The 23,512-nt window shown below is 65.8% G+C and carries 25 protein-coding genes; 15 read left to right on the top strand and 10 right to left on the bottom strand.

Features of this window, described 5'->3' with window-relative positions; translation table 11 throughout:
* Positions 1 to 11: 11 nt before the first annotated feature.
* The 4 genes from ACFPFW_RS17845 to ACFPFW_RS17830 all read left to right on the top strand — a co-directional run bounded on the left by ACFPFW_RS17845 (position 12) and on the right by ACFPFW_RS17830 (position 4,739).
* Positions 12 to 695: an ABC transporter ATP-binding protein gene (locus tag ACFPFW_RS17845; RefSeq protein WP_114957804.1), complete on the top strand. Its 684-nt coding sequence runs from the start codon at positions 12 to 14 to the stop codon at positions 693 to 695.
* Complete coding sequence (locus ACFPFW_RS17840) at positions 692 to 3,256, top strand: ABC transporter permease (protein ID WP_379771744.1); 2,565 nt, start codon at positions 692 to 694, stop codon at positions 3,254 to 3,256. The genes ACFPFW_RS17845 and ACFPFW_RS17840 overlap by 4 nt, the downstream gene beginning before the upstream one ends.
* 126 nt (positions 3,257 to 3,382) lie before the next feature.
* Positions 3,383 to 4,147, top strand: coding sequence for a Bax inhibitor-1/YccA family protein (locus tag ACFPFW_RS17835; RefSeq protein WP_114957806.1), 765 nt, complete (start codon positions 3,383 to 3,385; stop codon positions 4,145 to 4,147).
* A 49-nt stretch (positions 4,148 to 4,196) separates the two neighbouring features.
* Entirely contained in the window at positions 4,197 to 4,739 is a 543-nt protein-coding gene (locus tag ACFPFW_RS17830) for a GNAT family N-acetyltransferase (protein WP_114957807.1), read from the top strand.
* Here ACFPFW_RS17830 and bla read toward each other — a convergent pair whose 3' ends face one another.
* From bla to acnA, 4 genes are all read right to left on the bottom strand, one after another.
* Positions 4,740 to 5,609, bottom strand: a complete 870-nt coding sequence (gene bla / locus ACFPFW_RS17825; RefSeq protein ID WP_114957808.1) for a class A beta-lactamase — start codon at positions 5,607 to 5,609, stop codon at positions 4,740 to 4,742.
* Positions 5,610 to 5,620: 11 nt separating this feature from the next.
* Entirely contained in the window at positions 5,621 to 5,998 is a 378-nt protein-coding gene (locus ACFPFW_RS17820; protein ID WP_114957809.1) for a DUF2794 domain-containing protein, read from the bottom strand.
* 310 nt (positions 5,999 to 6,308) lie between these two features.
* Positions 6,309 to 7,016 carry a DUF1223 domain-containing protein gene (locus tag ACFPFW_RS17815; protein WP_114957810.1) on the bottom strand — a complete coding sequence of 236 codons (708 nt, stop codon included), beginning with the start codon at positions 7,014 to 7,016 and terminating at the stop codon, positions 6,309 to 6,311.
* 53 nt (positions 7,017 to 7,069) lie between these two features.
* Entirely contained in the window at positions 7,070 to 9,760 is a 2,691-nt protein-coding gene (gene acnA / locus ACFPFW_RS17810; protein ID WP_114957811.1) for an aconitate hydratase AcnA, read from the bottom strand.
* 203 nt (positions 9,761 to 9,963) lie between these two features.
* Here acnA and ccmA point away from each other — a divergent pair, with 203 nt between their 5' ends.
* The 6 genes from ccmA to ACFPFW_RS17780 all read left to right on the top strand — a co-directional run bounded on the left by ccmA (position 9,964) and on the right by ACFPFW_RS17780 (position 13,660).
* The gene (gene ccmA, locus ACFPFW_RS17805; protein ID WP_379771741.1) at positions 9,964 to 10,563 is read left to right on the top strand and encodes a heme ABC exporter ATP-binding protein CcmA; all 600 of its coding nucleotides are present in this window, start codon (positions 9,964 to 9,966) and stop codon (positions 10,561 to 10,563) included.
* A 142-nt stretch (positions 10,564 to 10,705) separates the two neighbouring features.
* Entirely contained in the window at positions 10,706 to 11,371 is a 666-nt protein-coding gene (gene ccmB / locus ACFPFW_RS17800) for a heme exporter protein CcmB (RefSeq protein ID WP_114957813.1), read from the top strand.
* 47 nt (positions 11,372 to 11,418) lie between these two features.
* On the top strand, positions 11,419 to 12,144 hold the full coding sequence (locus ACFPFW_RS17795; RefSeq protein ID WP_114957814.1) for a heme ABC transporter permease: 726 nt from the start codon (positions 11,419 to 11,421) through the stop codon (positions 12,142 to 12,144).
* Positions 12,141 to 12,311, top strand: coding sequence for a heme exporter protein CcmD (gene ccmD / locus ACFPFW_RS17790; protein ID WP_114957815.1), 171 nt, complete (start codon positions 12,141 to 12,143; stop codon positions 12,309 to 12,311). The genes ACFPFW_RS17795 and ccmD overlap by 4 nt, the downstream gene beginning before the upstream one ends.
* Positions 12,308 to 12,919, top strand: a complete 612-nt coding sequence (locus ACFPFW_RS17785; RefSeq protein WP_114957816.1) for a DsbE family thiol:disulfide interchange protein — start codon at positions 12,308 to 12,310, stop codon at positions 12,917 to 12,919. Before ccmD ends, ACFPFW_RS17785 begins: the two co-directional genes overlap by 4 nt.
* Positions 12,920 to 12,952: 33 nt before the next feature.
* Positions 12,953 to 13,660 carry a cyclic nucleotide-binding domain-containing protein gene (locus tag ACFPFW_RS17780; protein WP_114957817.1) on the top strand — a complete coding sequence of 236 codons (708 nt, stop codon included), beginning with the start codon at positions 12,953 to 12,955 and terminating at the stop codon, positions 13,658 to 13,660.
* Positions 13,661 to 13,763: 103 nt separating this feature from the next.
* Here the strand turns inward: ACFPFW_RS17780 and ACFPFW_RS17775 are convergent, their stop codons facing one another.
* Genes ACFPFW_RS17775 through ACFPFW_RS17750 form a run of 6 tightly spaced genes read right to left on the bottom strand, consistent with a single transcriptional unit; the run spans position 13,764 to position 19,482 of the window.
* A complete protein-coding gene (locus ACFPFW_RS17775; protein ID WP_114957818.1) occupies positions 13,764 to 14,357 on the bottom strand; it encodes a septation protein A in 594 nt (197 codons plus the stop codon).
* A gap of 3 nt (positions 14,358 to 14,360) precedes the next feature.
* Positions 14,361 to 15,563, bottom strand: a complete 1,203-nt coding sequence (gene ftsY, locus ACFPFW_RS17770) for a signal recognition particle-docking protein FtsY (protein WP_114957819.1) — start codon at positions 15,561 to 15,563, stop codon at positions 14,361 to 14,363.
* On the bottom strand, positions 15,563 to 16,810 hold the full coding sequence (mtaB, locus tag ACFPFW_RS17765; RefSeq protein WP_114957820.1) for a tRNA (N(6)-L-threonylcarbamoyladenosine(37)-C(2))-methylthiotransferase MtaB: 1,248 nt from the start codon (positions 16,808 to 16,810) through the stop codon (positions 15,563 to 15,565). Before mtaB ends, ftsY begins: the two co-directional genes overlap by 1 nt.
* Positions 16,807 to 17,673 carry a diaminopimelate epimerase gene (dapF, locus tag ACFPFW_RS17760; RefSeq protein ID WP_114957821.1) on the bottom strand — a complete coding sequence of 289 codons (867 nt, stop codon included), beginning with the start codon at positions 17,671 to 17,673 and terminating at the stop codon, positions 16,807 to 16,809. Before dapF ends, mtaB begins: the two co-directional genes overlap by 4 nt.
* A gap of 34 nt (positions 17,674 to 17,707) precedes the next feature.
* Positions 17,708 to 18,772, bottom strand: a complete 1,065-nt coding sequence (locus tag ACFPFW_RS17755; protein WP_114957822.1) for an MBL fold metallo-hydrolase — start codon at positions 18,770 to 18,772, stop codon at positions 17,708 to 17,710.
* Positions 18,769 to 19,482, bottom strand: a complete 714-nt coding sequence (locus ACFPFW_RS17750) for an alpha/beta hydrolase (RefSeq protein WP_114957890.1) — start codon at positions 19,480 to 19,482, stop codon at positions 18,769 to 18,771. The genes ACFPFW_RS17755 and ACFPFW_RS17750 overlap by 4 nt, the downstream gene beginning before the upstream one ends.
* Before the next feature lie 370 nt (positions 19,483 to 19,852).
* Between ACFPFW_RS17750 and ACFPFW_RS17745 the strand changes: the two genes are divergently transcribed.
* The 5 genes from ACFPFW_RS17745 (at position 19,853) to trmD (ending at position 23,484) form a co-directional block, all read left to right on the top strand.
* A complete protein-coding gene (locus ACFPFW_RS17745) occupies positions 19,853 to 20,053 on the top strand; it encodes a glutathione S-transferase (RefSeq protein WP_114957823.1) in 201 nt (66 codons plus the stop codon).
* 5 nt (positions 20,054 to 20,058) lie between these two features.
* Entirely contained in the window at positions 20,059 to 21,600 is a 1,542-nt protein-coding gene (gene ffh, locus ACFPFW_RS17740; RefSeq protein ID WP_114957824.1) for a signal recognition particle protein, read from the top strand.
* A gap of 41 nt (positions 21,601 to 21,641) precedes the next feature.
* Positions 21,642 to 22,097, top strand: a complete 456-nt coding sequence (rpsP, locus tag ACFPFW_RS17735; RefSeq protein ID WP_114957825.1) for a 30S ribosomal protein S16 — start codon at positions 21,642 to 21,644, stop codon at positions 22,095 to 22,097.
* Between the two features lie 137 nt (positions 22,098 to 22,234).
* A complete protein-coding gene (gene rimM, locus ACFPFW_RS17730; RefSeq protein ID WP_114957826.1) occupies positions 22,235 to 22,768 on the top strand; it encodes a ribosome maturation factor RimM in 534 nt (177 codons plus the stop codon).
* Positions 22,765 to 23,484 carry a tRNA (guanosine(37)-N1)-methyltransferase TrmD gene (trmD, locus tag ACFPFW_RS17725; protein WP_114957827.1) on the top strand — a complete coding sequence of 240 codons (720 nt, stop codon included), beginning with the start codon at positions 22,765 to 22,767 and terminating at the stop codon, positions 23,482 to 23,484. The genes rimM and trmD overlap by 4 nt, the downstream gene beginning before the upstream one ends.
* Positions 23,485 to 23,512 lie beyond the last annotated feature (28 nt).

Genomic DNA, 23,512 nt, shown 5'->3' with positions numbered 1-23,512 from the left:
GAGCGGATGGCATGACGATCAGACTGACGGACATTGACCTTAGCCTCGGACGGGGCGCTGCCCGGGTCCACATTCTCAAGACCATATCCCTCCTGATCGAATCCGGCGAACAGGTGTCGCTGACCGGGCCTTCCGGCTCGGGGAAATCGTCGCTGCTGATGGTCATGGCAGGTCTGGAACGCCCGGACCGAGGGAAAGTATCCATTCTCGGGCAGGATATCACGACACTCGACGAGGACGCGCTGGCGCGCTTTCGCGGCCGGAATATCGGTGTCGTCTTCCAGAGCTTCCACCTGATTCCGACCATGACCGCGCTCGAGAACGTAGCGGTGCCGCTCGAACTCGCGGGGCGCCCCGACGCCTTCGACCGGGCACGGGCCGAACTGGCGGATGTCGGGCTCGCCGCCCGCGAAGGGCATTATCCGGCCGAGCTTTCCGGCGGCGAACAGCAGCGCGTGGCGCTCGCACGCGCACTGTCGACCGATCCGAAAGTCCTGTTCGCCGACGAGCCGACCGGCAATCTCGACGGAGCGACCGGCTCCTCCGTCTCCGACCTCATATTCCGCAAGGCGCGCGAGCGCGGCATGACGCTCGTCCTGGTGACCCACGATCCCGTGCTCGCGAAACGATGCGACCGGGTGATCGCAATGCGGTCCGGCGAAATCCAGCATGCGCAGGAGACCTTGTACGCGTGAGCGCCTTCGTCGATGCCCCGCGCGCGCCGGGGCTGCTGCTTTCGCTGAAGCTCGCACTCCGCGAGCTGCGCAATGGGCTTTCGGGCTTTCGCATCTTCGTGGCGTGCCTCGCACTCGGCGTCGCCTCGATCGCCGGCGTCGGTTCGATCGCTCAGGGACTGCAGGACGGGCTGGAGCGTGAGGGGCGCGCCATTCTGGGCGGTGACGCGGCGTTTTCGCTGGTCCACCGCGAGGCGAGCCCGGACGAGTACGGATTGCTTGCATCCCGGGGAACCGTGTCGACGGTCGCCACGCTGCGGGCGATGGCGCGGACCGCGGAAGGCACCGCGGCGTTGAGCGAATTGAAGGCGGTCGATGGCGCATACCCGCTTGCGGGCAAGCTCGTCACCGATCCGGGCGGAGACCTGAGCGGGCTTCTCGCCAGTCGAGACGGTGCGTTCGGCGCCGTCGCCGATCCCACGCTTCTCGGCCGCCTCGGCATTACCACAGGTGGACGGCTGCAGCTCGGCACGGCGACGATCGAGGTCCGCGCGGCGCTCGTCACCGAGCCGGACGCACTCTCCGACGGGATCGGTCTCGGGCCGCGCCTGATTGTTTCCCGCGAGGCGCTGATGGCAAGCGGACTGATCCAGCCCGGCAGCCTGGTGCGCTGGAGCTATCGCGTGGCGCTTCCGAACGGCGCTTCGAATGCGGACGTGATCAAGCTCACCGAGGATGCCAAGACTGCGTTCCCGGACGCTGGCTGGCGTATCCAGACGCGCGACAAGGCGAGCGACCGGCTCGAGCAGAATATCGGCCGCTTCACGCAGTTCCTCACGCTGGTCGGCCTGACCGCACTCCTCGTCGGTGGTGTCGGTGTGGCGAACTCGGTCGCGGCCTATGTCGAGAAGCGGCGGGAGTCGATCGCCGTCCTCAAAGCGCTTGGGGCACCCGGCAGCCGTATCTTCCAGATCTATCTCGCGCAGATCCTGATGATCGCCGGATTGGGCGTGGCAGCCGGCCTGCTGCTGGGCGCCGCGATGCCGTTCCTCGTCCAGTGGCTGGCCGGGGCGATCCTGCCGCTGCCGTTCGAGGCACAATTGCAGCCGCAACAGCTGGCGATGGCGGCGCTGTTCGGCATGCTGATCGCCTTCGTCTTCGCGCTATGGCCGCTCGCCCGCGCGCACGACATGCCGGTCACGGCGCTTTTCCGCGATCATTTGTCGGAAAAGCCGTCATGGCCGCGCATCGGCTATCTGGTCCTCATCGCACTGGCGCTCGGCGCGCTCGTCGCGGTCATGGTCGTGACGGCCGCGGACAAGAAGGTGGCGCTGATCTTCCTTGGGGCGGCGGTGGCAATCTTCGCCCTTTTGCGCGTCGTGGCGACCGGCATCATGGCGATCGCCCGGCGGCTGCCGCGCCCGCGCTCGGCGGAACTGCGTCTTGCGCTGGCGAACATCCATCGCCCCGGCGCTCTGACGCCGTCGGTCGTGCTGTCGCTCGGCCTCGGATTGGCGCTTCTCGTCGCGCTGACATTGATCGATTCCTCGATCCGCAATCAGCTGACGGCCAATCTGCCCGAGAGAGCGCCGACCTTCTTCTTCATCGATATCCCGAATTCGGAAGCGCAGGACTTCAACGCCTTCCTGCAGATGAACGCGCCTGGCGCCACGATCGAGCAGGTGCCGATGCTGCGAGGCCGGGTTACCGGGCTGAAGGGGCAATCAACCGAAAACTATCCGGCAGGCGACGCCGCCTGGGTGCTGCGCGGGGACCGGGGGCTGACCTTTTCGGCGACCCTGCCGAAGGACTCCGTGATTACCGGCGGAACCTGGTGGCCGGCCGACTACACGGGCGAGAACCTCGTCTCGTTCGAGAACAAGCTCGGCGCGGAACTCGACCTCAAGGTCGGCGACATGATCTCGGTCAACGTGCTCGGCAGGCAGATCAACGCCAAGATCGCCAACTTCCGCACGGTCGAGTGGGAAAACCTCGGCATCAATTTCGTGATGGTGTTCTCGCCGAACACATTCGCGGGAGCGCCCTATCAGTTCCTCGCGACTTTGACCCTGCCGGACGATACCGGCGCGGAGACCGAAACGAACCTCCTGAAGGCTTCCGCCGGCCGCTTCCCGTCGGTCAGCGCGGTGCGGGTGAAGGACGCTCTGGAGACGATCGGCGATCTTGTCGGCAAGCTTTCGCTGGCGATCCGGGTCGCCAGCGGCATCACCCTCGTCGCGAGCGTGCTCGTCCTCGCGGGTGCGCTCGCGGCCGGCCATCGCTACCGCGTTTACGATGCGATGATCTTGAAGACGCTAGGCGCGACCCGCAGGCGGATCGTCGGAGCCTTCGCGCTCGAATATCTCCTCATAGGGTTAGCGACCGCCGTTTTCGGCCTCATCGCCGGAACGATCTCCGCCTGGGTCGTCGTCGTGCAGGTGATGGACGTCCCCTTCAGCTTCGACGGTCCGGGCGCTGCCTCGGCGGCTCTTTTCGCTCTGGGGCTGACGATCGTCCTGGGCTTGATCGGGACGTGGCGGCTCGTCGGGCTGAAGCCCGCCTCGGTGCTGCGCGAGCTCTGAGCCGCACGCGGATGATGAACTCTCTGTAATACTGTAGACTTACGCTTGCCTGTGACGGCTCTCCCTCCCATATTCTCCGTCGAGGTCCCGCGCCGAGAATGCGGGATATTATGAGGGATTAAAGCAATGGCTGACTTCGACCGCTACGGTACGGCCCGGTATGGTGCCGGTACGGCCCGGGCCGAGGCCGGAGTGATTGACCAGGGCCTCCGGTCCTACATGCTGTCCGTCTACAACTACATGGCGATCGGCCTGGCCATCACCGGCCTTGTGGCGATCGGAGCGTTCAAGCTCGCCGTGACGCAGGATGCCGGTGGCGCGCTGGCGCTCACCGACCTCGGCCGCGCTCTCTACCAGAGCCCGCTGAAGTGGGTGGTCATGCTGGCTCCGCTGGGCGCCGTATTCTATCTGAGTGCGCGCCTGAATTCGATGTCGATGTCCGGTGCGCAGATCGCGTTCTGGGTGTTCTCGGCCCTGATGGGCCTCTCGCTCTCGACGATCTTCCTCGTCTACACGGGGACGTCGGTCGCGCGGGTGTTCTTCATCACGGCCGCGGCCTTCGGCGCGCTGAGCCTCTACGGCTACACCACGAAGCGTGACCTCGGACCGATGGGCACGTTCCTTGTGATGGGCCTGATCGGCCTCATCATCGCGTCGCTCGTCAACATTTTCCTGGCGAGCTCGATGATGCAGTTCGTCATCTCGTCGGTCGGCGTCCTGATCTTCTCGGGCCTGACGGCGTATGACACGCAGCGCATCAAGGAAATGTACTTCGTCGGCGACGACGGCACTGTGATGGGCAAGAAGGCGATTTCGGGCGCTCTGTCGCTCTACCTCGACTTCATCAACCTGTTCACCATGCTGCTGCAGTTCTTCGGCGACCGCCGTTGATCTGACGCAAAGAACAACGAAAGCCCCGGCATTGTCCGGGGCTTTTTGTATGGTGCCGCGCATGATCCGAGACGCCCGCCCCGACGACCTCCCCGCCATCACCGAAATCTACGCCGAGGCCGTCCGCACCGGCACGGCAAGCTTCGAACTCGAACCGCCGAGCCTCGACGAAATGAGGCGTCGCTTCGACATCATTGCCGGCGGGGGCTTTCCCTACATCGTCGCTGAAGAAGAAGGCGTCGTGGCCGGCTATGCCTATGCCGGCCCGTATCGGCCGCGCCCGGCCTACGGATACACGGTCGAAAACTCGATCTACCTGAACGCCCCGTTTCGCGGGCGCGGCCTCGGTCGCGCTTTGCTCGACGCGCTCATCGCCGACGCCGAGGCGAAGGGCTTCCGTCAGATGATCGCGGTGATCGGCGACAGCGATAACACGCCGTCGATCAAGGTCCACGCGGCAGCCGGGTTCGAGATGACCGGCACGTTCCGCTCGGTCGGCCGCAAGCACGGCCGCTGGCTCGATACGGTCCTGATGCAGCGCGCGCTCGGGTCGGGTGACGGCGAGCCGCCGGCACGCGAGCCGGGCACGTGATCAAAGGCCGCGCACGACGATCGATGCTGCGTCGGCGATGACCTTGCTCTGCGTGTCGCGAGAAAGCGCCGAGCCGGTGAAATAGACCGTGAGCAGGACGGGCTCGCGACCCGGCGGCCAGAGTACGGCGACGTCGTTCGACGTGGCCTTGTCGCCCGTCCCGGTCTTGTCGCCGACGATCCAGTCCTTCGGAACGCCCGCCCGGATGCGCGCGCCGCCGGTCGTGTTGGCGATCAGCCAGGCCTTGAGCTGCTCGCGCGATGAGGCGGATAGGGCGTCGCCGAGCACCAGTTTCCGGGTCGTATCGAGGATGGCGGCGGGTGAAGTTGTGTCGCGGGGATCGCCGGGCGTGGCCTCGTTGAGCGTCGGCTCATTGCGGTCGAGCCGGGTGACGTCGTCGCCGATCGAGCGGAGATAGGCCGTCAGCCCGGCCGGGCCGCCATAGGAAGCGAGAATCAGATTGGCCGCGGCATTGTCGCTGAGGGTGATCGCCGCGTCGCAGAGCTCGGACATCGTCATGCCGTCGCCGCCCAGCCGCTTCTCGACAGCCGGTGCATAAGGGACGAGATCGCTCTCTCGGACGACGATGCGGCGATCCAGCCTTTCCTCGCCGCGATCAACCCGCGCGAGCACGTAGCCGGCGGCCAGCAGCTTGAACGTGCTGCACATCGCAAAGCGCTCATCGGGGCGGTAGCCGAACCTGCGTATCGAGCCGAGATCGAGCACGGACACGCCGAGGCGTCCACCTGATCGCCTTTCGAGATCGGCGAGTTCGGCTTCCGGAGATGGAGCGGCTGCGAGAGCCCTGGAGACGAACGGCAGGCTGAGCGCGCCAGCCAGAGCCTGGCGGCGTGTCAAGAGGCGAGACATTGGAGGCCCCTTTAGTTCCGGACGAGCTTCAGACGCCTGTCCAGTACCGCCAGAACCCGAGCAAGATCATGACCGCGTTTGAGAATGAGCCCGGTCGCCGTGACGACGGAGTAGGCGCCCTGGCGGGTACGGAGTTTCGGGTCTTTCTCCACCCGATACAGCGGCACCTCGCCCATATGGCGGAAGATCGAGAAAACCGCCTTCTCCTTCAGCTGGTCGATCGCGTAGTCCCGCCATTCGCCGGCGGCGACCATACGGCCGTAGACGTTCAGGATCTCGCGGAGTTCGGACCGGTCGAAGGAGATGAATGAACCGTGGGAAGGCCGGACATCCGGAACGGGGGCTCCGGCGGTCCGGAATGGACGCGAGGGTTCGATCACTTCACCCATCAGCACCTCTTACTGTGTGACAATATGATTGCGCTGCCCGGCACCGGGCGCAAGAGCGAGGAATCGACAATTTGAGCGATCATGAAATCACCCCTCGATTTCACAGTTTCGCCCAGTTCCAGCCGTGCGAGCGCCTAACGCCGGAGAGAGGATTCCACTGTTGCCTCGGGGCCCGGTCGTCAAAGCCCCTTTCCAGCCCCCCAGCCCCACGGGGCGGAGACGACCGGGTCGACCGTAACGCTCGGATGTTATCCGATGCGGATCTTGAAAGGGCCGGTTCGCCGGCCCTTCTTTTTTGCAATATCTTAATTCAGCGACTGGCGACCTGGGCGGCGAGGATCGGCCCCGGCATGCCGCTCGTTCCCGCCTGAACCATGACCAGATAGCGGTCGGCATCCGCGGGCACGGCCTCGCCCCGCGTGATCAGGAAGCGCGCCGGCTTGCCGTTGACCGCACCCAGCCGCGTCATGCGACGCACGACATTGTTATAGGTGATCGTGCGGCCCGCATTGTCGCCCTTGGCGATCTCCACGGTCCGCTGCGAGGAATAGGCAATAATCCAGACTTCGGCCGCACGCGGCGGCGCGCTTAACTTGACCTCGATGCGCGCGGACTGCTCCCTGATGTCTATCGGCATATCCGGATGGTCTTCGGCCTCGAGCACGGCGGATTCGATCCCCGCCTTGTCGCTGCCCATCGTGGACGTCGTGCCGTTGACGATCATCTGCGGGGTGAAGACCTGCCTGTCGCCGCGCGCCAAACCATAGGCCCGCCAGCGCGCGCTGTTGCCCGGCAAAGCGAGCGTGTCCTTCCAGCCGAGATAATCCCAGTAGTCGAGCGAGTAGGTCAGGACCAGAACGTTTGGGTCCTGCACGAGCCGCTTGGCGAGATCGTCCGCCTTCGGCGAGGACGGGCAGCCCTGGCTCGTAAAGAGTTCAAGAACTGCCCTGGGTTGTGAACTGGCCGGCGCGATCAGGAAGAGCAGAAAGGTCGCGGCACAAGCAAGGATGCGTACCATTCCATCTTTCTGAACTGGCCCGCCGAAGCGGGCCAGTCACGAGCACGCGACCGTCAGGCCGCCAAGCCCCTGAGCACGTACTGAAGGATGCCGCCGTTTCGGAAGTATTCCAATTCTTCCAACGTATCGATGCGGCACACGAGCGGTACTTCGGTAACGTCGCCGTTCGCACATGTGATCTCGGCTGTCAGGATCTGACGCGGCTGGAGCCCCTCGGCGAGACCCTGAATCGTCACGATCTCCTTGCCGGTCAGGCCTAGCGATTTCCACGATACGCCTTCGCCGAAGACGAGCGGGACGACGCCCATGCCGACCAGGTTCGAGCGATGGATGCGCTCGAAGCTCTCGGCGATGACGGCGCGGATGCCGAGCAGCGCGGTGCCCTTCGCCGCCCAGTCGCGCGAAGAGCCGGTGCCGTATTCCTTGCCGGCGAAGACGACGAGCGGGACCCCTTCGTCCTTGTAGCGCATGGCCGCGTCGTACATCGGCATCTGCTCGCCCGATGGCTCGTGGATCGTCACGCCGCCCTCGATGCCCGGAATCATCTGGTTCTTGATGCGGATATTGGCGAAGGTGCCGCGCATCATGACCTGGTGATTGCCGCGACGCGTGCCGTACTGGTTGAAGTCGGCCGGGCGGACCTGATGGTCGCGCAGATAGAAACCGGCCGGGCTCGCTTCCTTGATGGAACCGGCGGGCGAGATGTGGTCCGTCGTGATCGAATCGAGGAAGAGGCCGAGGATACGCGCCTTCTCGATGTCGGTGATCGGCGAGGGCTCGCGCTCCATGCCGACGAAGTAAGGCGGGTTCTGGACGTAGGTCGACCGGTCGTCCCAGGCATAGGTCTCGCCGGCCGGCACCGCGATCTTCTGCCAGTTCTCGTCACCCTTGAAGACGTCGGCGTATTTCTCCTGGAACATCTTCTTGGTGACGTTCTCGCGAATGAAGGTCGCGATCTCCTGGTTCGACGGCCAGATGTCCTTGAGATAGACCGGCCGGCCATCGGATCCCGTGCCGAGCGGCTCGGTGGTCAGGTCGATCTGCAGCGAGCCGGCGATCGCATAGGCGACGACGAGCGGAGGCGAAGCGAGGTAGTTCGCCTTGACGTCCGGGTTCACGCGACCCTCGAAGTTGCGGTTGCCGGAAATGACGGCGCCCGCGACGAGGTCGTTCTTGTTGATCGCCTCGGAGATGTCTTCCTGCAGCGGACCGGAATTGCCGATGCAGGTCGTGCAGCCGAAGCCGACGAGATTGAAGCCGAGCGCGTCGAGGTCCTTCTGCAGATCGGCGGCCTTGAGATAGCCTTCGACCACCTGCGATCCCGGCGCGAGCGAGGTCTTCACCCACGGCTTCGAGGTCAAGCCCTTCTTCACCGCATTGCGGGCGAGCAGGCCCGCCGCGATCAGCACGCTCGGATTTGAGGTATTGGTGCACGAGGTGATGGCGGCGATGGTGACGTCGCCGTGGCCGAGATCGAAGGAGGAGTTCTCGACCGGAACGCGCTTCCTGGCTTCGCCCGGCTTCTTGAACTCGCCTTCCAGCGCGGTGAGGAAGCCGGACTTGGTGTCGGAAAGCAGAACACGATCCTGCGGGCGCTTCGGGCCTGCCAGCGACGGCAGGACCGTGCTGATGTCAAGTTCGAGCACGTCGGTGAACACCGGATCGGCAGTGCCGGCATGACGCCACATGCCCTGCGCCTTCGAGTATTCCTCGACCAGCGCGATGCGATCCGGCGTACGGCCGGTCTCGTCGAGATAGGCGATGGTCTCGGAATCGACCGGGAAGAAGCCGCAGGTGGCGCCGTATTCCGGCGCCATGTTGCCGATGGTCGCGCGGTCGGCGAGCGAGAGATGGTCGAGGCCGGGGCCGAAGAACTCGACGAACTTGCCGACGACGCCCTTCTTGCGGAGCATCTGCGTGACCGTGAGCACGAGGTCAGTCGCGGTGATGCCCTCGTTCATCTTGCCGGTCAGCTTGAAGCCGATGACTTCGGGGATGAGCATCGAAACCGGCTGGCCGAGCATTGCCGCCTCCGCCTCGATGCCGCCGACGCCCCAGGCCAGCACGCCGAGGCCGTTGACCATGGTCGTGTGGCTGTCGGTGCCGACGCATGTGTCGGGATAGGCGATCGTCTCGCCGCCTTCCGTCCTGGTCCAGACCGTCTGCGAGAGATATTCGAGGTTTACCTGGTGGCAGATACCGGTGCCCGGAGGGACGACGCGGAAATTGTCGAACGCGTTCTGGCCCCATTTCAGGAAGCGGTAGCGCTCCTGGTTCTGCTTGTACTCCTCCTCAACGTTCTTGCCGAAGGCCGCATTGTTGCCGAAGAAGTTGACGATGACCGAATGATCGATGACGAGATCGACCGGCACCAGCGGGTTGATGCGCTTCGGATCGCCGCCGAGATTGACCATCGCATCGCGCATGGCAGCGAGGTCGACGACGGCCGGGACGCCGGTGAAGTCCTGCATCAGGACGCGCGCGGGACGATAGGCGATCTCGCGCTCTTCCTTGCCGCGGTTCACCAGCCAGTCCTTGATCGAGACGATGTCGGACTTGGAGACGGAGCGGCCGTCTTCCATGCGCAGGAGGTTCTCAAGCAGCACCTTCATCGAGAAGGGCAGCGCCGAGATGCCGTCGAGACCATTTTTCTCAGCGGCGGCGAGGCTGTAATAGGTGTAGGTCTTGCCGCCAGCGGACAGAGTTGTGCGGCATTTGAAGCTGTCGAGGGATGACTTGGACACGAGTGCTGATCCTTTTACCAGACACTCGGCGGGAGCGTGTGCACTCCACGACGATGGTGCCAGAGGATGACACACACCAGGTCGCCCCTTGATCGGGATTCGTCGAGCCTGACCGGACTATAATGAGCCCTTTCGAATCCTTCCAGAGTGGGGACGCGTTGGCGACCGCAAAACAGGCAGAAAAATCGTCAACTGCATTCAGTTTGAGCGCGTCCGGCCTAGTCGTCGAGCGCGGCGAACGCATTATCCTGACTGGGATTTCGCTCAATCTGTCGGCAGGTGACGCGCTTGTGGTCACCGGCCCGAACGGCGCCGGCAAGTCGACACTGCTGCGGACTTTGGCGGGATTGCTTCCAGCGGCGAGTGGAACGATAGAACTCAAGGGCGGCAATCCCGAAGCCCAGCTTTCCGAGCAAGTGCACCTGCTTGGGCATTCGGAGGGAACCAAGGGGTCCTTGACCGTCCTCGAGAACCTCTCGTTCTGGACACAGGCGCTCGGCGGGACGGCCGCGACCATCGGCGATGCGCTCGAAGCTGTCGGGCTCGCACATACCGCGGACCTCCCCGCCTCGATCCTGTCAGCCGGCCAGCGGCGGCGCCTTGCGATGGCGCGGCTGGTCAGCGTCGGCCGGCCGATCTGGCTACTCGACGAACCGGCGACGGCTCTCGACACCGACGGCGTGGCGCGGCTCGGCGATCTCGTCCGCGATCACAGGAAGGCAGGCGGCATCGTCGTGGCGGCGACCCATGCCGATCTCGGCTGGCCGAAGCTGAAGCGCATGGTGCTGGGGCGCGCGGTATGAGGCGGACGGCGCCGCGTTTTCCTCTCCCCATCGGGGAGAAGTCGACTCGCCGCAGGCGAGCGGGTGAGGGTCGTTGCAACGACAGGCTCCCCTCACCCCGACCCTCTCCCCACCGGGGAGAGGGAGACAGGCGTCATCACTGATGGGCACGCTTATCGCCGTGATGCGGCGCGACTTCACCCTTGCGATCCGGGCCGGCGGCGGGTTCGGACTGCCGCTCGTCTTCTTCGTCAGCGTGATCGCGGTCGCGCCGTTCGCGATCGGCCCGGACCTGGTATTGCTATCGCGTATCGGCCCTGCGCTGCTCTGGATCGCGGCGCTGTTATCGACGCTGATCGGCCTCGACCGCCTGTTCGGACAGGATGCCGAGGACGGAAGCCTCGATCTTCTGCTGACCACGCCGTCGCCGCTCGCGCTGATCGTATTGGCAAAGGCCGCCGCGCACTGGATCGCGACCGGACTTCCGCTTGCGGTCGCGGCGCCCCTGCTGGGCCTGATGCTCAATCTGCCCCCTGAAACGCTCGGCACGGTCGCGCTGACGCTCCTCGTCGGCACACCGACCCTGACATTGCTTGGCGCCGTCGGTGCGGCGCTGACGGTGGGACTGAAGCGTGGCGGACTACTGCTGCCGGTCCTCGTCCTGCCGCTCACCGTCCCGGTGCTGATCTTCGGCGTCGGCGCGACCGCGGGCATTGCGGGCGGCGGCGGGTTCGGACCTTCGTTCACGCTGCTGCTGGCGGTGATGCTCGGCAGCCTCGTCCTTGGCCCGCTGGCCGCCGCGGCCGCATTGAAGGCATCGCAGGCGTGAACCGTGCCGCATTGCCTCCCGTGGACGGCGGGTCTACATCGCGCCCGATGATCGCTCTCGCGAACCCCGCCCGCTTTTCCGCGATCGCGGAAAAGATCCTGCCCTGGCTCGCCGGGGCAACGGCCGTGCTCTTTGCCATCGGTCTCTGGCAAGGCTTCTTCGTTGCGCCCGCCGACTACCAGCAGGGCGAGACGGTGCGGATCATGTTCATCCACGTCCCGTCGGCCTGGTTGTCGATGTTCGGCTGGACGATGATGTCGATCGCGAGCCTCGGCGTCCTCGTCTGGCGTCACCCGCTCGCCGACGTGGCGGCGCAGGCCGCGGCTCCTTTGGGCGCGGCGTTCACCCTGATCGCGCTCGTGACCGGCTCGCTCTGGGGTCGGCCGATGTGGGGTACGTGGTGGGTCTGGGACGCGCGGCTGACCTCGGTCCTCGTCCTCTTCCTGATGTATCTCGGCGTCATGGCGCTGCGCGCCGCGCTCGACGAGCCGAGCCGCGCGGCGAAGCTCGTGGCGATCCTTACGCTGGTCGGCTTCGTCAACATCCCGATCGTGAAGTTCTCGGTCGACTGGTGGAACACGCTGCATCAGGGCGCTTCGGTGTTCCGTGTCGACGGACCGACGATCCACCCGGCGATCCTCGTTCCGCTGCTGATCAACGCGCTCGCGTTCACGCTCTTGTTCCTGACGCTGCATCTTCTGCTGATGCGGACGGAACTGATGCGGCGGCGGTTGCGCGGCCTGCGCCTGCGCGCGGCGGAGAGCGGCGCGTGACCCCTCACACCGGCTATATTATTGCGGCCTATGCGTTCGCGGCCGTCACCGTGATCAGCCTGATCGTCTGGAGCCTGCTTGACCACCGGGCGCAGCGGCGGGCCCTTGCCGATCTCGAAGCGCGTCTCGGACCCGAAGCGGCCAAGCCGAACCGAGGCAAAAAGTGACCGATCCCGTGTCGCAGCCCGCAAGGAGATCGGCCCGCTGGGCCGTCGTGATCCCCCTCGTCCTGTTCGCGGCGCTCGTCGCGCTGTTCTATTTCCGCCTCTATTCCGGCGATCCGTCTACGATCCCCTCAGCCCTGATCGGCCGGCCGGCACCGGAGTTCACGCTGCCGCCGCTCGACGGGTTGAAGACGGCCGACGGCTCGCCGGTGCCTGGCCTGTCCAAGGCCGATCTCACCCAGGGCCATGTCACGATCGTCAATGTCTGGGCGTCGTGGTGCGCGCCGTGCCGCGACGAACACCCGCTGCTGTTGCGTCTGTCGCAGCTCGGCCGGGCCCGGCTCGTCGGCATCGCCTACAAGGACGAACCGGCGAACTCGCTGAAATTCCTCGGCGACCTCGGCAATCCCTTCGCGGCGATCGGCGTGGACGAGAAGGGTCGCGCGGCGATCGACTGGGGCGTCTATGGCGTTCCGGAGACCTTCATCGTCGGCAAGGACGGCACCATCGCCTACAAGCATATCGGCCCTCTGACCGAAGCGGCGATCACTGACATCATCCTGCCCGAGATCGACAAGGCCGAACGCGGCACCGCTTCGGCCGGCCTTTAGCGCACTCTCCCGGCTTGCGCCCGCGCGCCCACTATGGGCAGTGTGCGCGCCATGCAGGAAATCGCGCTGCCAGCCCCGATGACGATGATGGAGCACGCCTTTTACGCGCTCCTCGTCATGTCCATGCTGTCGACGCGCATGGTGCCGTTGCGCCTGATGGTCATCGCCGCGGCGGCGATCGGCATTTTCGGCCATCTGATCGGCACCGGAAACCAGGCCGCTGCCGCCTGGCTCGCAGCGCTGATCGCCGTCAATGTCGGCCAGATGGCGCTGGCGGCGTACAAGACGCGCTCGTTCCATTTCTCGGCCGAGGAGCAGCTCTTCCGCGATTACGTCGTGCCCGGGCTAAGCCCGGAGCAGGCACATCGGCTGACCCGTGCCGGTGCCTGGCTCGATGTGCCACCGGAGAAGGTGCTCGTCACGCAGGGCGATCTCGTCAGCCACATGTTCTTCGTGGCGAGCGGCGAGGTCGAGATCACGGTCGACGGCGTGGCGGTCGGGTTCTGCGATCGCGGCAGTCTCGTCGGCGAGATCAGCATCATGACCGAGACGCCGGCCACCGCGACAGCGACCGCGAAGACCAGCATCCGCGCGCTCGCCTTCGAGAAGAGCTCGCTGCTCCAGATCATGGAATCCGACCGCGATATCGAACAGGCGCTGAATCGCAGCGTCCGCTGGGGACTGAGGCAGAAGCTGGCCAGCGCCAACGAAGCGCTGGTCGCGGCGGAAAACCGTTCCTGATGGGGGCAATTAGATCGGGTCGTCATCCTCCGGCTTGACCGGAGATCCCATGCCATACGGCGAAGTCTCGATGGGTCCTCCGGTCGAGCCGGAGGACGACGGCTCAGGAGGCCGCGTCGACCTTTGCCGCGTCGTAGCGCTGGATCAGCGGGAACTGGCAGAGCGCGAACAGGAAGGTCAGCGGGAAGACGCCCCAGACCTTGAATGCCACCCAGAAGTCGGTCGAGAAATTTCGCCAGACGACCTCGTTCAGGACGGCGAGGAACAGGAAGAACAGGCCCCAGCGGAAGGTGAGCTTCATCCATCCCTCATCGGTCAGGTCGAACGCCGAATCGAAGACGATCTCCAGAAACGACTTTCTGAAGAACAGCCCACCGAGCAGCGTGCCGGCGAAGAGCAGGTTCACGATGGTCGGCTTCAGCTTGATGAAGTGCTCGTCCTGCAGGTAGAGCGTCAGCCCACCGAAGATCAGCACGACGACGCCGGTGACGAGCGGCATGATCGGCACGCGGCGGATCAGAAGCCATGACGCGACCAGCGAGACAACGGTTGCGACCATGAACAGGCCGGTCGCCCAGAACACGCCGGCTTTCGAATTCGAAACGAAGAAGATGCCGAGCGGGCCGAGCTCCAATGCAAGCTTCAGCAGCGGATTGAGTTTCTTCGAAGTATCGTCGGCTGTGGTCTTGATGGTCATTTTCTAATCCAGGCCCACGAGTGCGCGGGCAAAATCGCGAGCGTCGAAGGGTTCGAGATCGACGACCCCTTCGCCGACGCCGATGAAATGGATCGGCAGGCCGAACTTCTCGGCCACTGCGACGAGGATGCCGCCACGCGCCGTGCCGTCGAGCTTGGTCATCACGAGCCCGGTGACGCCCGCCGTCTTCTGGAACGCCTCGACCTGGCCGAGCGCGTTCTGGCCGACGGTCGCGTCGAGGACGAGCAGGACCGCGTGCGGTGCGTCCGCGTCGAGCTTCTTGATGACGCGGGCGATCTTCTCCAGCTCCTGCATCAGTTCGGAGCGGTTCTGCAGGCGGCCGGCGGTGTCGATCATCAGCACGTCGGCATTCGCGGCCTTGGCTTTTTCCAACGCCTCGAAGGCGAGGCCCGACGCGTCCGCGCCGATGTCCTTCTTGACGATCGGCACGCCGATGCGGCCGGCCCAGACCGCCAATTGCTCGACGGCCGCCGCGCGGAAGGTATCGCCGGCGGCGAGCCAGACGGACTTTCCTTCGGAGCGGAATTTCTGGGCGAGCTTGCCGATGGTCGTCGTCTTGCCAGAGCCGTTGACGCCGACCATGAGGATGACGAAGGGCTTCGGCGCATTGTCGACGACGAGCGGCTTCGCGACGTCGGCGAGCGCCTTTTCGACCTCGGTCGCGACCACTCCACGAACGCCTGCCGCATCGAGTCCGCGCTCGTGGCGCTGGCGGCCGACTTCCTGAGTGATGCGCTGGGCGGTGTCGACGCCGAGATCGGCCTGGATCAGCAGGTCTTCGAGCTCATCGAGGGTCGCGGCGTCGAACTTGGCTTTGGTAAACAGGTCGGCGATGCCGGAGCCGAGGCGACCGGACGTGCGCGCGAGGCCTTCGCGGAGACGGGTGAACCAGCTCGGCCCGTCGCGCGGCGCCTCGACCTCTGGCGCAAGCGCATCAGCGTCGTCCATGGCAGGCCGCATGATCAGCGGCTCGTCCGGCGTCTCCGGTTCGGGTTCAGGCTCTTCCGGCCCGGGTTCGGGTATGTCGGGATCCGGCGTCGGAAAATCCGGCTCGGGTATTTCCGGCTCATCGGGCCTGGGTGCCGGTATGTCGGGTTCAGGCCGAGGCACATCCGGCTCGGGCTGGAGCGCGGGCTTGCTGCCGAACAGACGACCGAACAGGCCGGGTTTCTTTTCTTCTGCCATTATGCTGCCAGCAGTCTCGCGCCGTCATGCCCGGCGATGGTGACCGGAACCACACTGCCCGTCTCGGCCGGGCGTGCAAGCTTCACCAGCGCGAAGCCCTCCGTGCGGCCGGTCGCAGGATTTTCGACCAGGATCGACCGGCGGCGGCCGATCTCTCCGGAAAGGTGGCGGTGCAGCGCGTCCTGTCCAGTCGCGCGCAGGCGGGCTGCCCGCTCCTTGGCGATCTCTCGCGGGATCTGCGGCATGCGCGCGGCCGGCGTTCCGGGTCGCGGCGAGAACGGGAAGACGTGGAGATGCGTCAACCCGCATTCGGCGACGAGCGTCTGGGTATTTCGGAACTGGGTTTCGGTTTCCGTCGGGAAGCCGGTGATGAAATCCGCGCCGAAGACGACATCGGGGCGGGTGTGTCTAATGTCATTACAAAAACGAATGGCATCGGCGCGCAGGTGCCGGCGCTTCATGCGCTTGAGGATGAGATCGTCGCCCGCTTGCAACGAGATATGCAGGTGCGGCATCAGCCGCTCTTCCTCGGCGATGGCGATCAGGAGGTCGTCGTCGGCCTCGACAGCGTCGATGGACGAGATGCGCAGGCGCGGCAGATCGGGGACCGCTTTCAGGATGGTGCGAACGAGCTTGCCGAGCGTCGGTCCACCCGGCAGATCGGGGCCGTAGCTGGTGAGGTCGACGCCGGTGAGGACGATCTCGCGGCAACCCTTGTCGACGAGGCGCCTGACCTGATCGACCACGGCGCCCATCGGCACCGAGCGCGAGGGACCGCGGCCGAATGGGATGATGCAGAAGGTGCAGCGGTGATCGCAGCCGTTCTGGACCTGCACGAAGGCGCGCGCGAGGCCCTCCATGCCGTCGATCAGATGCAGAGCGGTCTCGCGCACCGACATGATGTCGTCGACCTTGACCCGTTCGCTCGATTCCATCCCGAAGCTCGGGGTCCAGGTCTCGGTGCGGGTCTTGGCGCCGTTGCCGACGACCTGCGTGACCTCGCCCATCGCGGCGAACATTTCCGGTTCTACCTGCGCCGCGCAGCCGGTGACGACGATGTCGGATTGCGGGTTGAGGCGGCGGAGCTTGCGGATGGTCTGGCGGGCCTGGGCGGTCGCCTCGGCCGTCACCGCGCAGGTGTTGACGACGATCAGATTCTCGCGACCGGCGGCGATGGCGGCGAGGCGGATCGCCTCGCTCTCATTGGCGTTGAGGCGGCAACCGAACGTGACGACCTCGACGCTCACGCAGCGCTACCGGCGAAGATCGCGGGATCGAACCGCCCCTCGAATTCGGTCTCGACCGGTCCGGTCATCAGGATGTGGTCGTCCTCCTCGCGCCAGAGGATGTGCAGCGGACCACCGGGAAGCGTGACCGTAACGGAGCGATCGGTGCGGCGGGTGCGGGCAGCCGAAACGGCGGCGGCGCAGGCGGCGGTGCCGCAAGCGCGCGTCAGGCCCGCGCCGCGCTCCCACACCTTCAGCGTCAGCGCGTCGGGCGCGGTGACATGGGCGAGCGAGATATTGGCGCGCTCGGGGAAGATCGGATGGTTTTCGAGCAGCGGCCCGAAGCGGCCGAGATCGTAGACCTCGACATCGTCGACCCAGAAGATCGCATGCGGGTTGCCGACATTGGCGACCGAGGGCGAATGGAGGACCGGCGCGTCGATCGGGCCGATCTGGAGCTCGATCGCCCGGGTGTCGCGGAACTCCTCAGCCAGCGGAATCTCGTTCCAGCCGAAGCGCGGCACGCCCATATCGACGGTGATCGTCTGTGGCGCGGCGCCGGCGGTCGCGATCAGCGGGCCGGCGTCGGAATTGATGACGAGGCGGTTCTTTCCCGTCTCCTGCATGACCAGCCAGGCGATGCAGCGGGTGCCGTTGCCGCAGGCCGAGGAGAGCGAGCCGTCATTATTGTAGATGCGCGTCGCGATATCGGCGGTGCGCGCGGGCTCGATCGTCATCAACTGGTCGAAGCGGAGCCCGGATTCGTGGATGGCGCGGGCTTCCTCGCCCGTGGGAGCGGCCGCGCCGTCGCGCAGATCGACGACCAGAATCTCGTTGCCGAGTCCGTTCATCTTCACAAAAGCATGGTTCGCGAGCGCGCTCATCAGGAGGCTTATATGGCGAACCGGTGAAGGGAAGCTAGATTTCCAGCACCTGACCGGGGCGGAAGGCCTGGAATTGCGTTTCCGCGAGACCGTATTTGGCGCGCGCATCGGCAAGGGCCTTCTCCGGCGCGTCGACCGCCTCGGCGGTCAGGCGGAAGGTGCCCCAATGGTGGCCGATGGCCTGTTCGGCGCCGAGGCGCTGGAACGCCATCACCGCTTCCTCGGGATTCATGTGGTTGGTCTGCATGAACCAGCGCGGCTCGTAGGCGCCGATCGGCAGAAGCGCGAGGCGGAACGGACCATATGTCTTGCCGTGCGCGGTGAAGTTCGCATCCTCGGCATAGCCGGTGTCGCCGACATGATAGATGCGGCCCTTCGGCGTCTCGATGACGAAGCTCGCCCAGAGCGCCTTGCGACGGTCGCCGAGACCGCGGGCGGACCAGTGGGCGGTGGCGACGAGCGTGACCACGACGCCGGGCGCGAATTCGACGCGGTCGCCCCAATCATGGGCTTCGACCGAGATGTTCGGGATAGCAGCCTTCAGGATCGTGTCGTTGCCAAGCGGCGCGATGACCCGCGGATTGTCGCGCCTCACGAGCCGGGCGAGGGTCGCGGTGTCCATGTGATCGTAATGGTTATGGCTGACCAGGACCGCGTGGATCTTCGGCAGGTCGGCGAAGGCGATGCCCGGCGCGTTGACGCGCTTTGGTCCGGCGAAGGTGAAGGGCGAGGCGCGCTCGGAGAAGATCGGGTCGCACAGAATGTTCACGCCGCCGGTCTGGATCAAATAGCTGGCATGGCCGATCAGGGTGACGCGGACGCCGTCACGGACTTCGGCCGGCGGCTTGTCCTGCGGGAACGGGCTTGGCCAGGCTTTGGGCCAGTCCTCGCGCGGCGTGCCGAGCAGGAAACGAGCAAGTTCCGAGGCGGTCTTGTCGACGTTTGTGTTCGGATTGAAGAATCTCTGCCCGTCGAAATGATCGCTGACCGGGCCGGAATAGTAGGGATTGCGACCGGACTGCCCGCGAACCCAGCCGGTCCCGGCGGTGAGGGCCAGGATGGGGGAGGCGAGAAGGGTCAGCACCGCGCGACGATTCACGACGCTTCCGGCTGCTGCCGGTTCGCGGGCGGATAGTTCAGAAAGTACTTCACGGCCACGGCGACGATGTGCGGCTGGGACTTATGGGGACCATCATACTCAATATAGGTCACGTCATAACCGGCATTTTTCAGGCGCGTCGCATGCGCCCTGCCCGCCGTCTCGACCGGCGTCTGCTCATCCTTCGAGCCGTGCGCGATGAAGATGTGCGGCGCGCCCTCCTGATGCAGCGGCGTCATGAACCCGGCCGAGAAGGCGAGGATGTGGGTGACGAGATCGCCGTTGCAGAGGCCGTTCGACAGCGAATAGCTGCCGCCGTCGGAATGACCGGCGAAGGCGAAATGGGTCGGATCGAGCGCGAAGCGCGACGCCACTTCGTTCAGCGCGATATCGAGGCGCTCGCGGTCGGGGCCGTTGCCGGCGATGACGATGTCCCAGGTCGGCATGAAGGATTGCGGCACGAGCAGGAGGAACTTGTTGTTCTCCGCGTGGGTCTTCATGACCGGCATGATCTTCTCGGCGCTGCCGCCGCCGCCGTGGAACATGATCATCAGCGGGGTCGGCCCGGTCGCGTCGATCCCTTCCGGGACGACGAGGACGTAGTCGCGCGGCTCGAACAGGCCGAGATTGTGCTGCCCCGGCGGAAGCGGCGGCTTGGTCGGCGCCTGATGCTGGAAGGTGAGGCGGCCGGCGAGGGAAGGATCGAACATTGCGGGGTTTTGGCACCGCGAGGAGCAGGCGGCAAGCGTCTCCCGGTCCGTGTGCGCGAAGCGCATCCCGAGAACCGGGACCCAGCGCATACTCGCGAAGCTCCTTAGCTAAAGAGCGCCTGCGGCGCGCCTATACGCTGGGCCCCGGATCACGCGACACGGCTTTGCCGTGCGCGGTCGGGGGAACGCTCTCCAACACCCATTTCCTTGACTCCGCCACACTGCGCGCGTATTCGCCTCGCTGTTCTCACGCGTCCAACGCCTGAGCCACCGACCGGCCCATGAGGCTGGAGGTCAACGCCCGACAGCGCGATGCGCCCTCGGGCGCGTTTTGCGTTGGATGGTCAGATGCCGATTTCGGAGGCGAGCAATGAGCGTAGCCAATGCCGGATTGAGGATCGAGGACGCGGTCAACGAGACCTGCCCGTGGTCGGGGAAGCCGATCTCGGAAGACTCGCTGACCGTCTACAAGGGTGAGGTCGTCGGCTTCTGCAATACAGGATGCCGCGACAAGTTTGAGAGCGCCGTCTCGCATTTCGAGACGGCTCTCGCAGAGAGAAACAAAGGCTAGGTCGAGTGTTCGACACGCTTCAGGACCGCCTCGGCGGCATATTCGACAAGCTTCGCGGTCGCGGCGCCCTCTCTGAGAGCGACGTCGGCGAAGCCATGCGCGAAGTGCGGCGTGCGCTGCTGGAGGCGGACGTCGCGCTCGATGTCGTCCGCAGCTTCACCGACAGGGTGCGCGAACGCGCCGTCGGCGCCGAACTGCTGAAGACGGTCAAGCCGGGTCAGATGGTCATCAAGATCGTCCATGACGAACTTGTCGCGACCCTTGGCTCCGATGCGCAGCCGATCTCGCTCGCCGCCGCCGCGCCGGTGCCGATCCTGATGGTCGGCCTGCAGGGCTCGGGCAAGACGACCTCGACGGCGAAGATCGCCAAGCGCCTGCAGGACCGCGACAAGCGCAAGGTCCTGATGGCCTCGCTCGACACCCGCCGCCCGGCCGCGATGGAACAGCTCGCGGTGCTGGGCCAGCAGGTCGGCGTCGCGACGCTGCCGATCGTCGCCGGCCAGTCGGCGGTGCAGATCGCCGAACGCGCGATGCAGGCGGGCCGTCTCGGCGGCTACGATGTCGTGATGCTCGACACCGCCGGCCGCACCACGGTCGACGAGAGCCTGATGGCGGAAGCGGCCGAGGTGAAGCGGGTCGCCAAGCCGCACGAGGTCATTCTCGTCGCCGACGCGCTGACCGGCCAGGACGCGGTCAACACCGCCCGCGCCTTCGACGGCGCGCTCGGCATCACCGGCATCGTGCTGACCCGTGTCGACGGCGATGGCCGTGGCGGCGCGGCGCTGTCGATGCGCGCCGTCACCGGCAAGCCGATCAAGCTGATCGGCGTCGGTGAGAAGATGGACGCGCTGGAGGATTTCGATCCCGAGCGCATCGCCGGCCGCATCCTCGGCATGGGCGACATCGTCTCTCTGGTCGAGAAGGCCGCCGCCGAGATCGACGCCGAAAAGGCCGCCAAGGCCGCCGAGCGGATGCGCAAGGGTCAGTTCGACCTGAACGATTTGCGTGACCAGCTCCAGCAGATGCAGCGCATGGGCGGAATGTCCGGCGTGATGGGCCTGCTGCCCGGCATGGGCAAGATGAAGGCCCAGCTCGAGAACGCCAATCTCGACGACCGCATCCTCAAGCGCCAGACCGCGATCATCGGCTCGATGACCGCCGCCGAGCGCAAGAACCCCGACATCCTCAAGAACTCCCGCAAGAAGCGCATCGCGGCAGGCTCCGGGACGAAGGTCGAGGACATCAACCGGCTGCTCAAGATGCACCGGCAGATGGCCGACATGATGAAGATGATGGGCAAGGGCGGACGCGGCGGTCTCGCCGGCCTCGCCAGCAAGCTCGGAATGGGAATGCCGCCTGGCGGGATGCCGCCGGGCATGGATCCCAATGCGCTGAAGCAGCTCGCCAAGGGCGCGCCGCCTCAATTGCCGCCGGGTGGAATGCCCGGCCTGCCGCCGAATTTCCCGGGTGCGCCCGGCGGAGTTCCCGGCCTCGGACCCAAGCTGCCGGGCCTCGGCGGCTTCCCCGGTTTTGGAAAAAAGAAGTGATCCCGGCCCAAGCGGCCAACAATTCGAATGGAGTGAAGTGAATGTCCCTGAAGATCCGTCTCGCCCGTGGCGGCGCCAAGAAGCGTCCGTTCTACCGCATCGTCATCGCCGACTCGCGCTCCCCGCGCGACGGCCGGTTCATCGACAAGATCGGCACCTATAACCCGATGCTGGGCAAGGATGCCGAGCGCGTCGAGCTCGACGTCGAGAAGGCGCAGGAATGGATCAAGAAGGGCGCGACCCCGACCGACCGCGTGCTCCGCTTCCTCGCCGACAAGGGCGTTGCCACCCGTCCGGCCCGCAGCAACCCGACCAAGGCTCTGCCGGGCAAGAAGGCTCAGGAGCGTCTCGACGCCATCAAGGCTGCCGAGGAAGACAAGGCCGCTGCTGCCGCCGCCGCGAAGGCCGAGGCAGAAGCCGCCAAGAACGCTCCGGTCGAAGAGGCTCCGGCTGAAGAGCCGGCCGCCGCGGAAGCCGCTCCCGCCGAGCAGGAGTGATTTGTGCGTGTTCCGGAAGACGCGCAGCGTCTGTCCGGAACCCATAACCACGGCCTTGCTTCTCTTGCCGATACCGGGGTTATGGATCCCGGATCGGCGCTCCGCTTAGCGGAGCTTGTCCGGGATACGAGACCTCCATGCCTCCCGCCCGCATCCTGATTGGCGTGATCGGCGCGCCTCATGGCGTGCGGGGGGAGCTTCGCGTGAAGCCCTTCACCGACGACCCGCTCGCGATGAAGGACTACGGACCGCTGGAGACTGAGGACGGATCGCGGGTGTTCAAGATCGCGGCCGCCCGGCTCCAGGGCGACATGGTGATCGCGCGGTTCGAGGGCATCACTGACCGCGATGTCGCGGCCTCCCTCACCCATACCCGCCTCTTCGTTCCCCGCGACCGGCTGCCGGACACGGAGGAGGACGAATTCTACCAGTCCGACCTGATCGGGCTCCGGGTCGAGGATTCCTCGGGCACCGTGCTCGGCAAGATCATCGCGGTCGAGGATTTCGGCGCGGGCGACGTGCTTGAGATATCCCGGGACAACCTGCCCTCGGTCCACCTTCCCTTCACCCGCACCTTCGTGCCGACCGTAGACGTGAAGGCCGGCCGCGTCGTCGCCGAACCCCCGGCCGGCATCTTCGACGACGAAGGCGGCGAGGAACCGAAGCCGTGAGCTGGCGGGCGACGATCGTCACGCTGTTTCCGGAGATGTTTCCCGGCACGCTGGGCGTGAGCCTTGCGGGACGGGCGCTGGAAAGCGGCACCTGGACGCTCGACACCCTCAATCCCCGCGATTTTGCGACCGACAAGCACCGTTCGGTCGACGACACGCCCTTCGGTGGCGGACCTGGCATGGTGATGCGGCCGGACGTGCTGGCGGCCGCCATCGAGAGCGCGGGCGAGCGGCGACGCCTGCTGATGACGCCGCGCGGACGACCGGTGACGCAGGATCTGGTGCGCGAGCTCGCCGCCGGACCCGGCGTGGTCGTCGTCTGCGGCCGGTTCGAGGGTATCGATGACCGCCTTACCTCGGCATGCGGGCTTGAAGAGGTCTCGGTCGGCGATGTGGTGCTGTCGGGTGGAGAGCCCGCGGCACTACTTCTGCTCGATGCCTGCGTCAGGCTCCTGCCCGGCGTGATGGGGCACGATCAGTCCGGATCGGACGAGAGCTTCGAAGCCGATCTCCTGGAATATCCGCAGTTCACCAAGCCGGCAGAATGGCGCGGAATGGGTGTTCCCGAGGTGCTGACCTCCGGCGATCACAAGGCGGTCGCGCGCTGGCGAAAACTCGAGGCGATCAAGGCGACGAGGGCCCGCCGGCCCGACCTGCTGGCGAAATATGTCGCGAAGCTGTCATCGGGCGTCGACAAGCCGCCAAAGATCGAGTAATAGCCGCCCCTCAATCGCTATTCGCACG

Source organism: Flaviflagellibacter deserti, assembly GCF_042652085.1.
GTDB classification, from domain to species: domain Bacteria; phylum Pseudomonadota; class Alphaproteobacteria; order Rhizobiales; family Methylopilaceae; genus Flaviflagellibacter; species Flaviflagellibacter deserti.
Note: the sequence above shows the minus strand (reverse complement) of the source record. Positions and strands in the feature narration are given on the sequence as shown.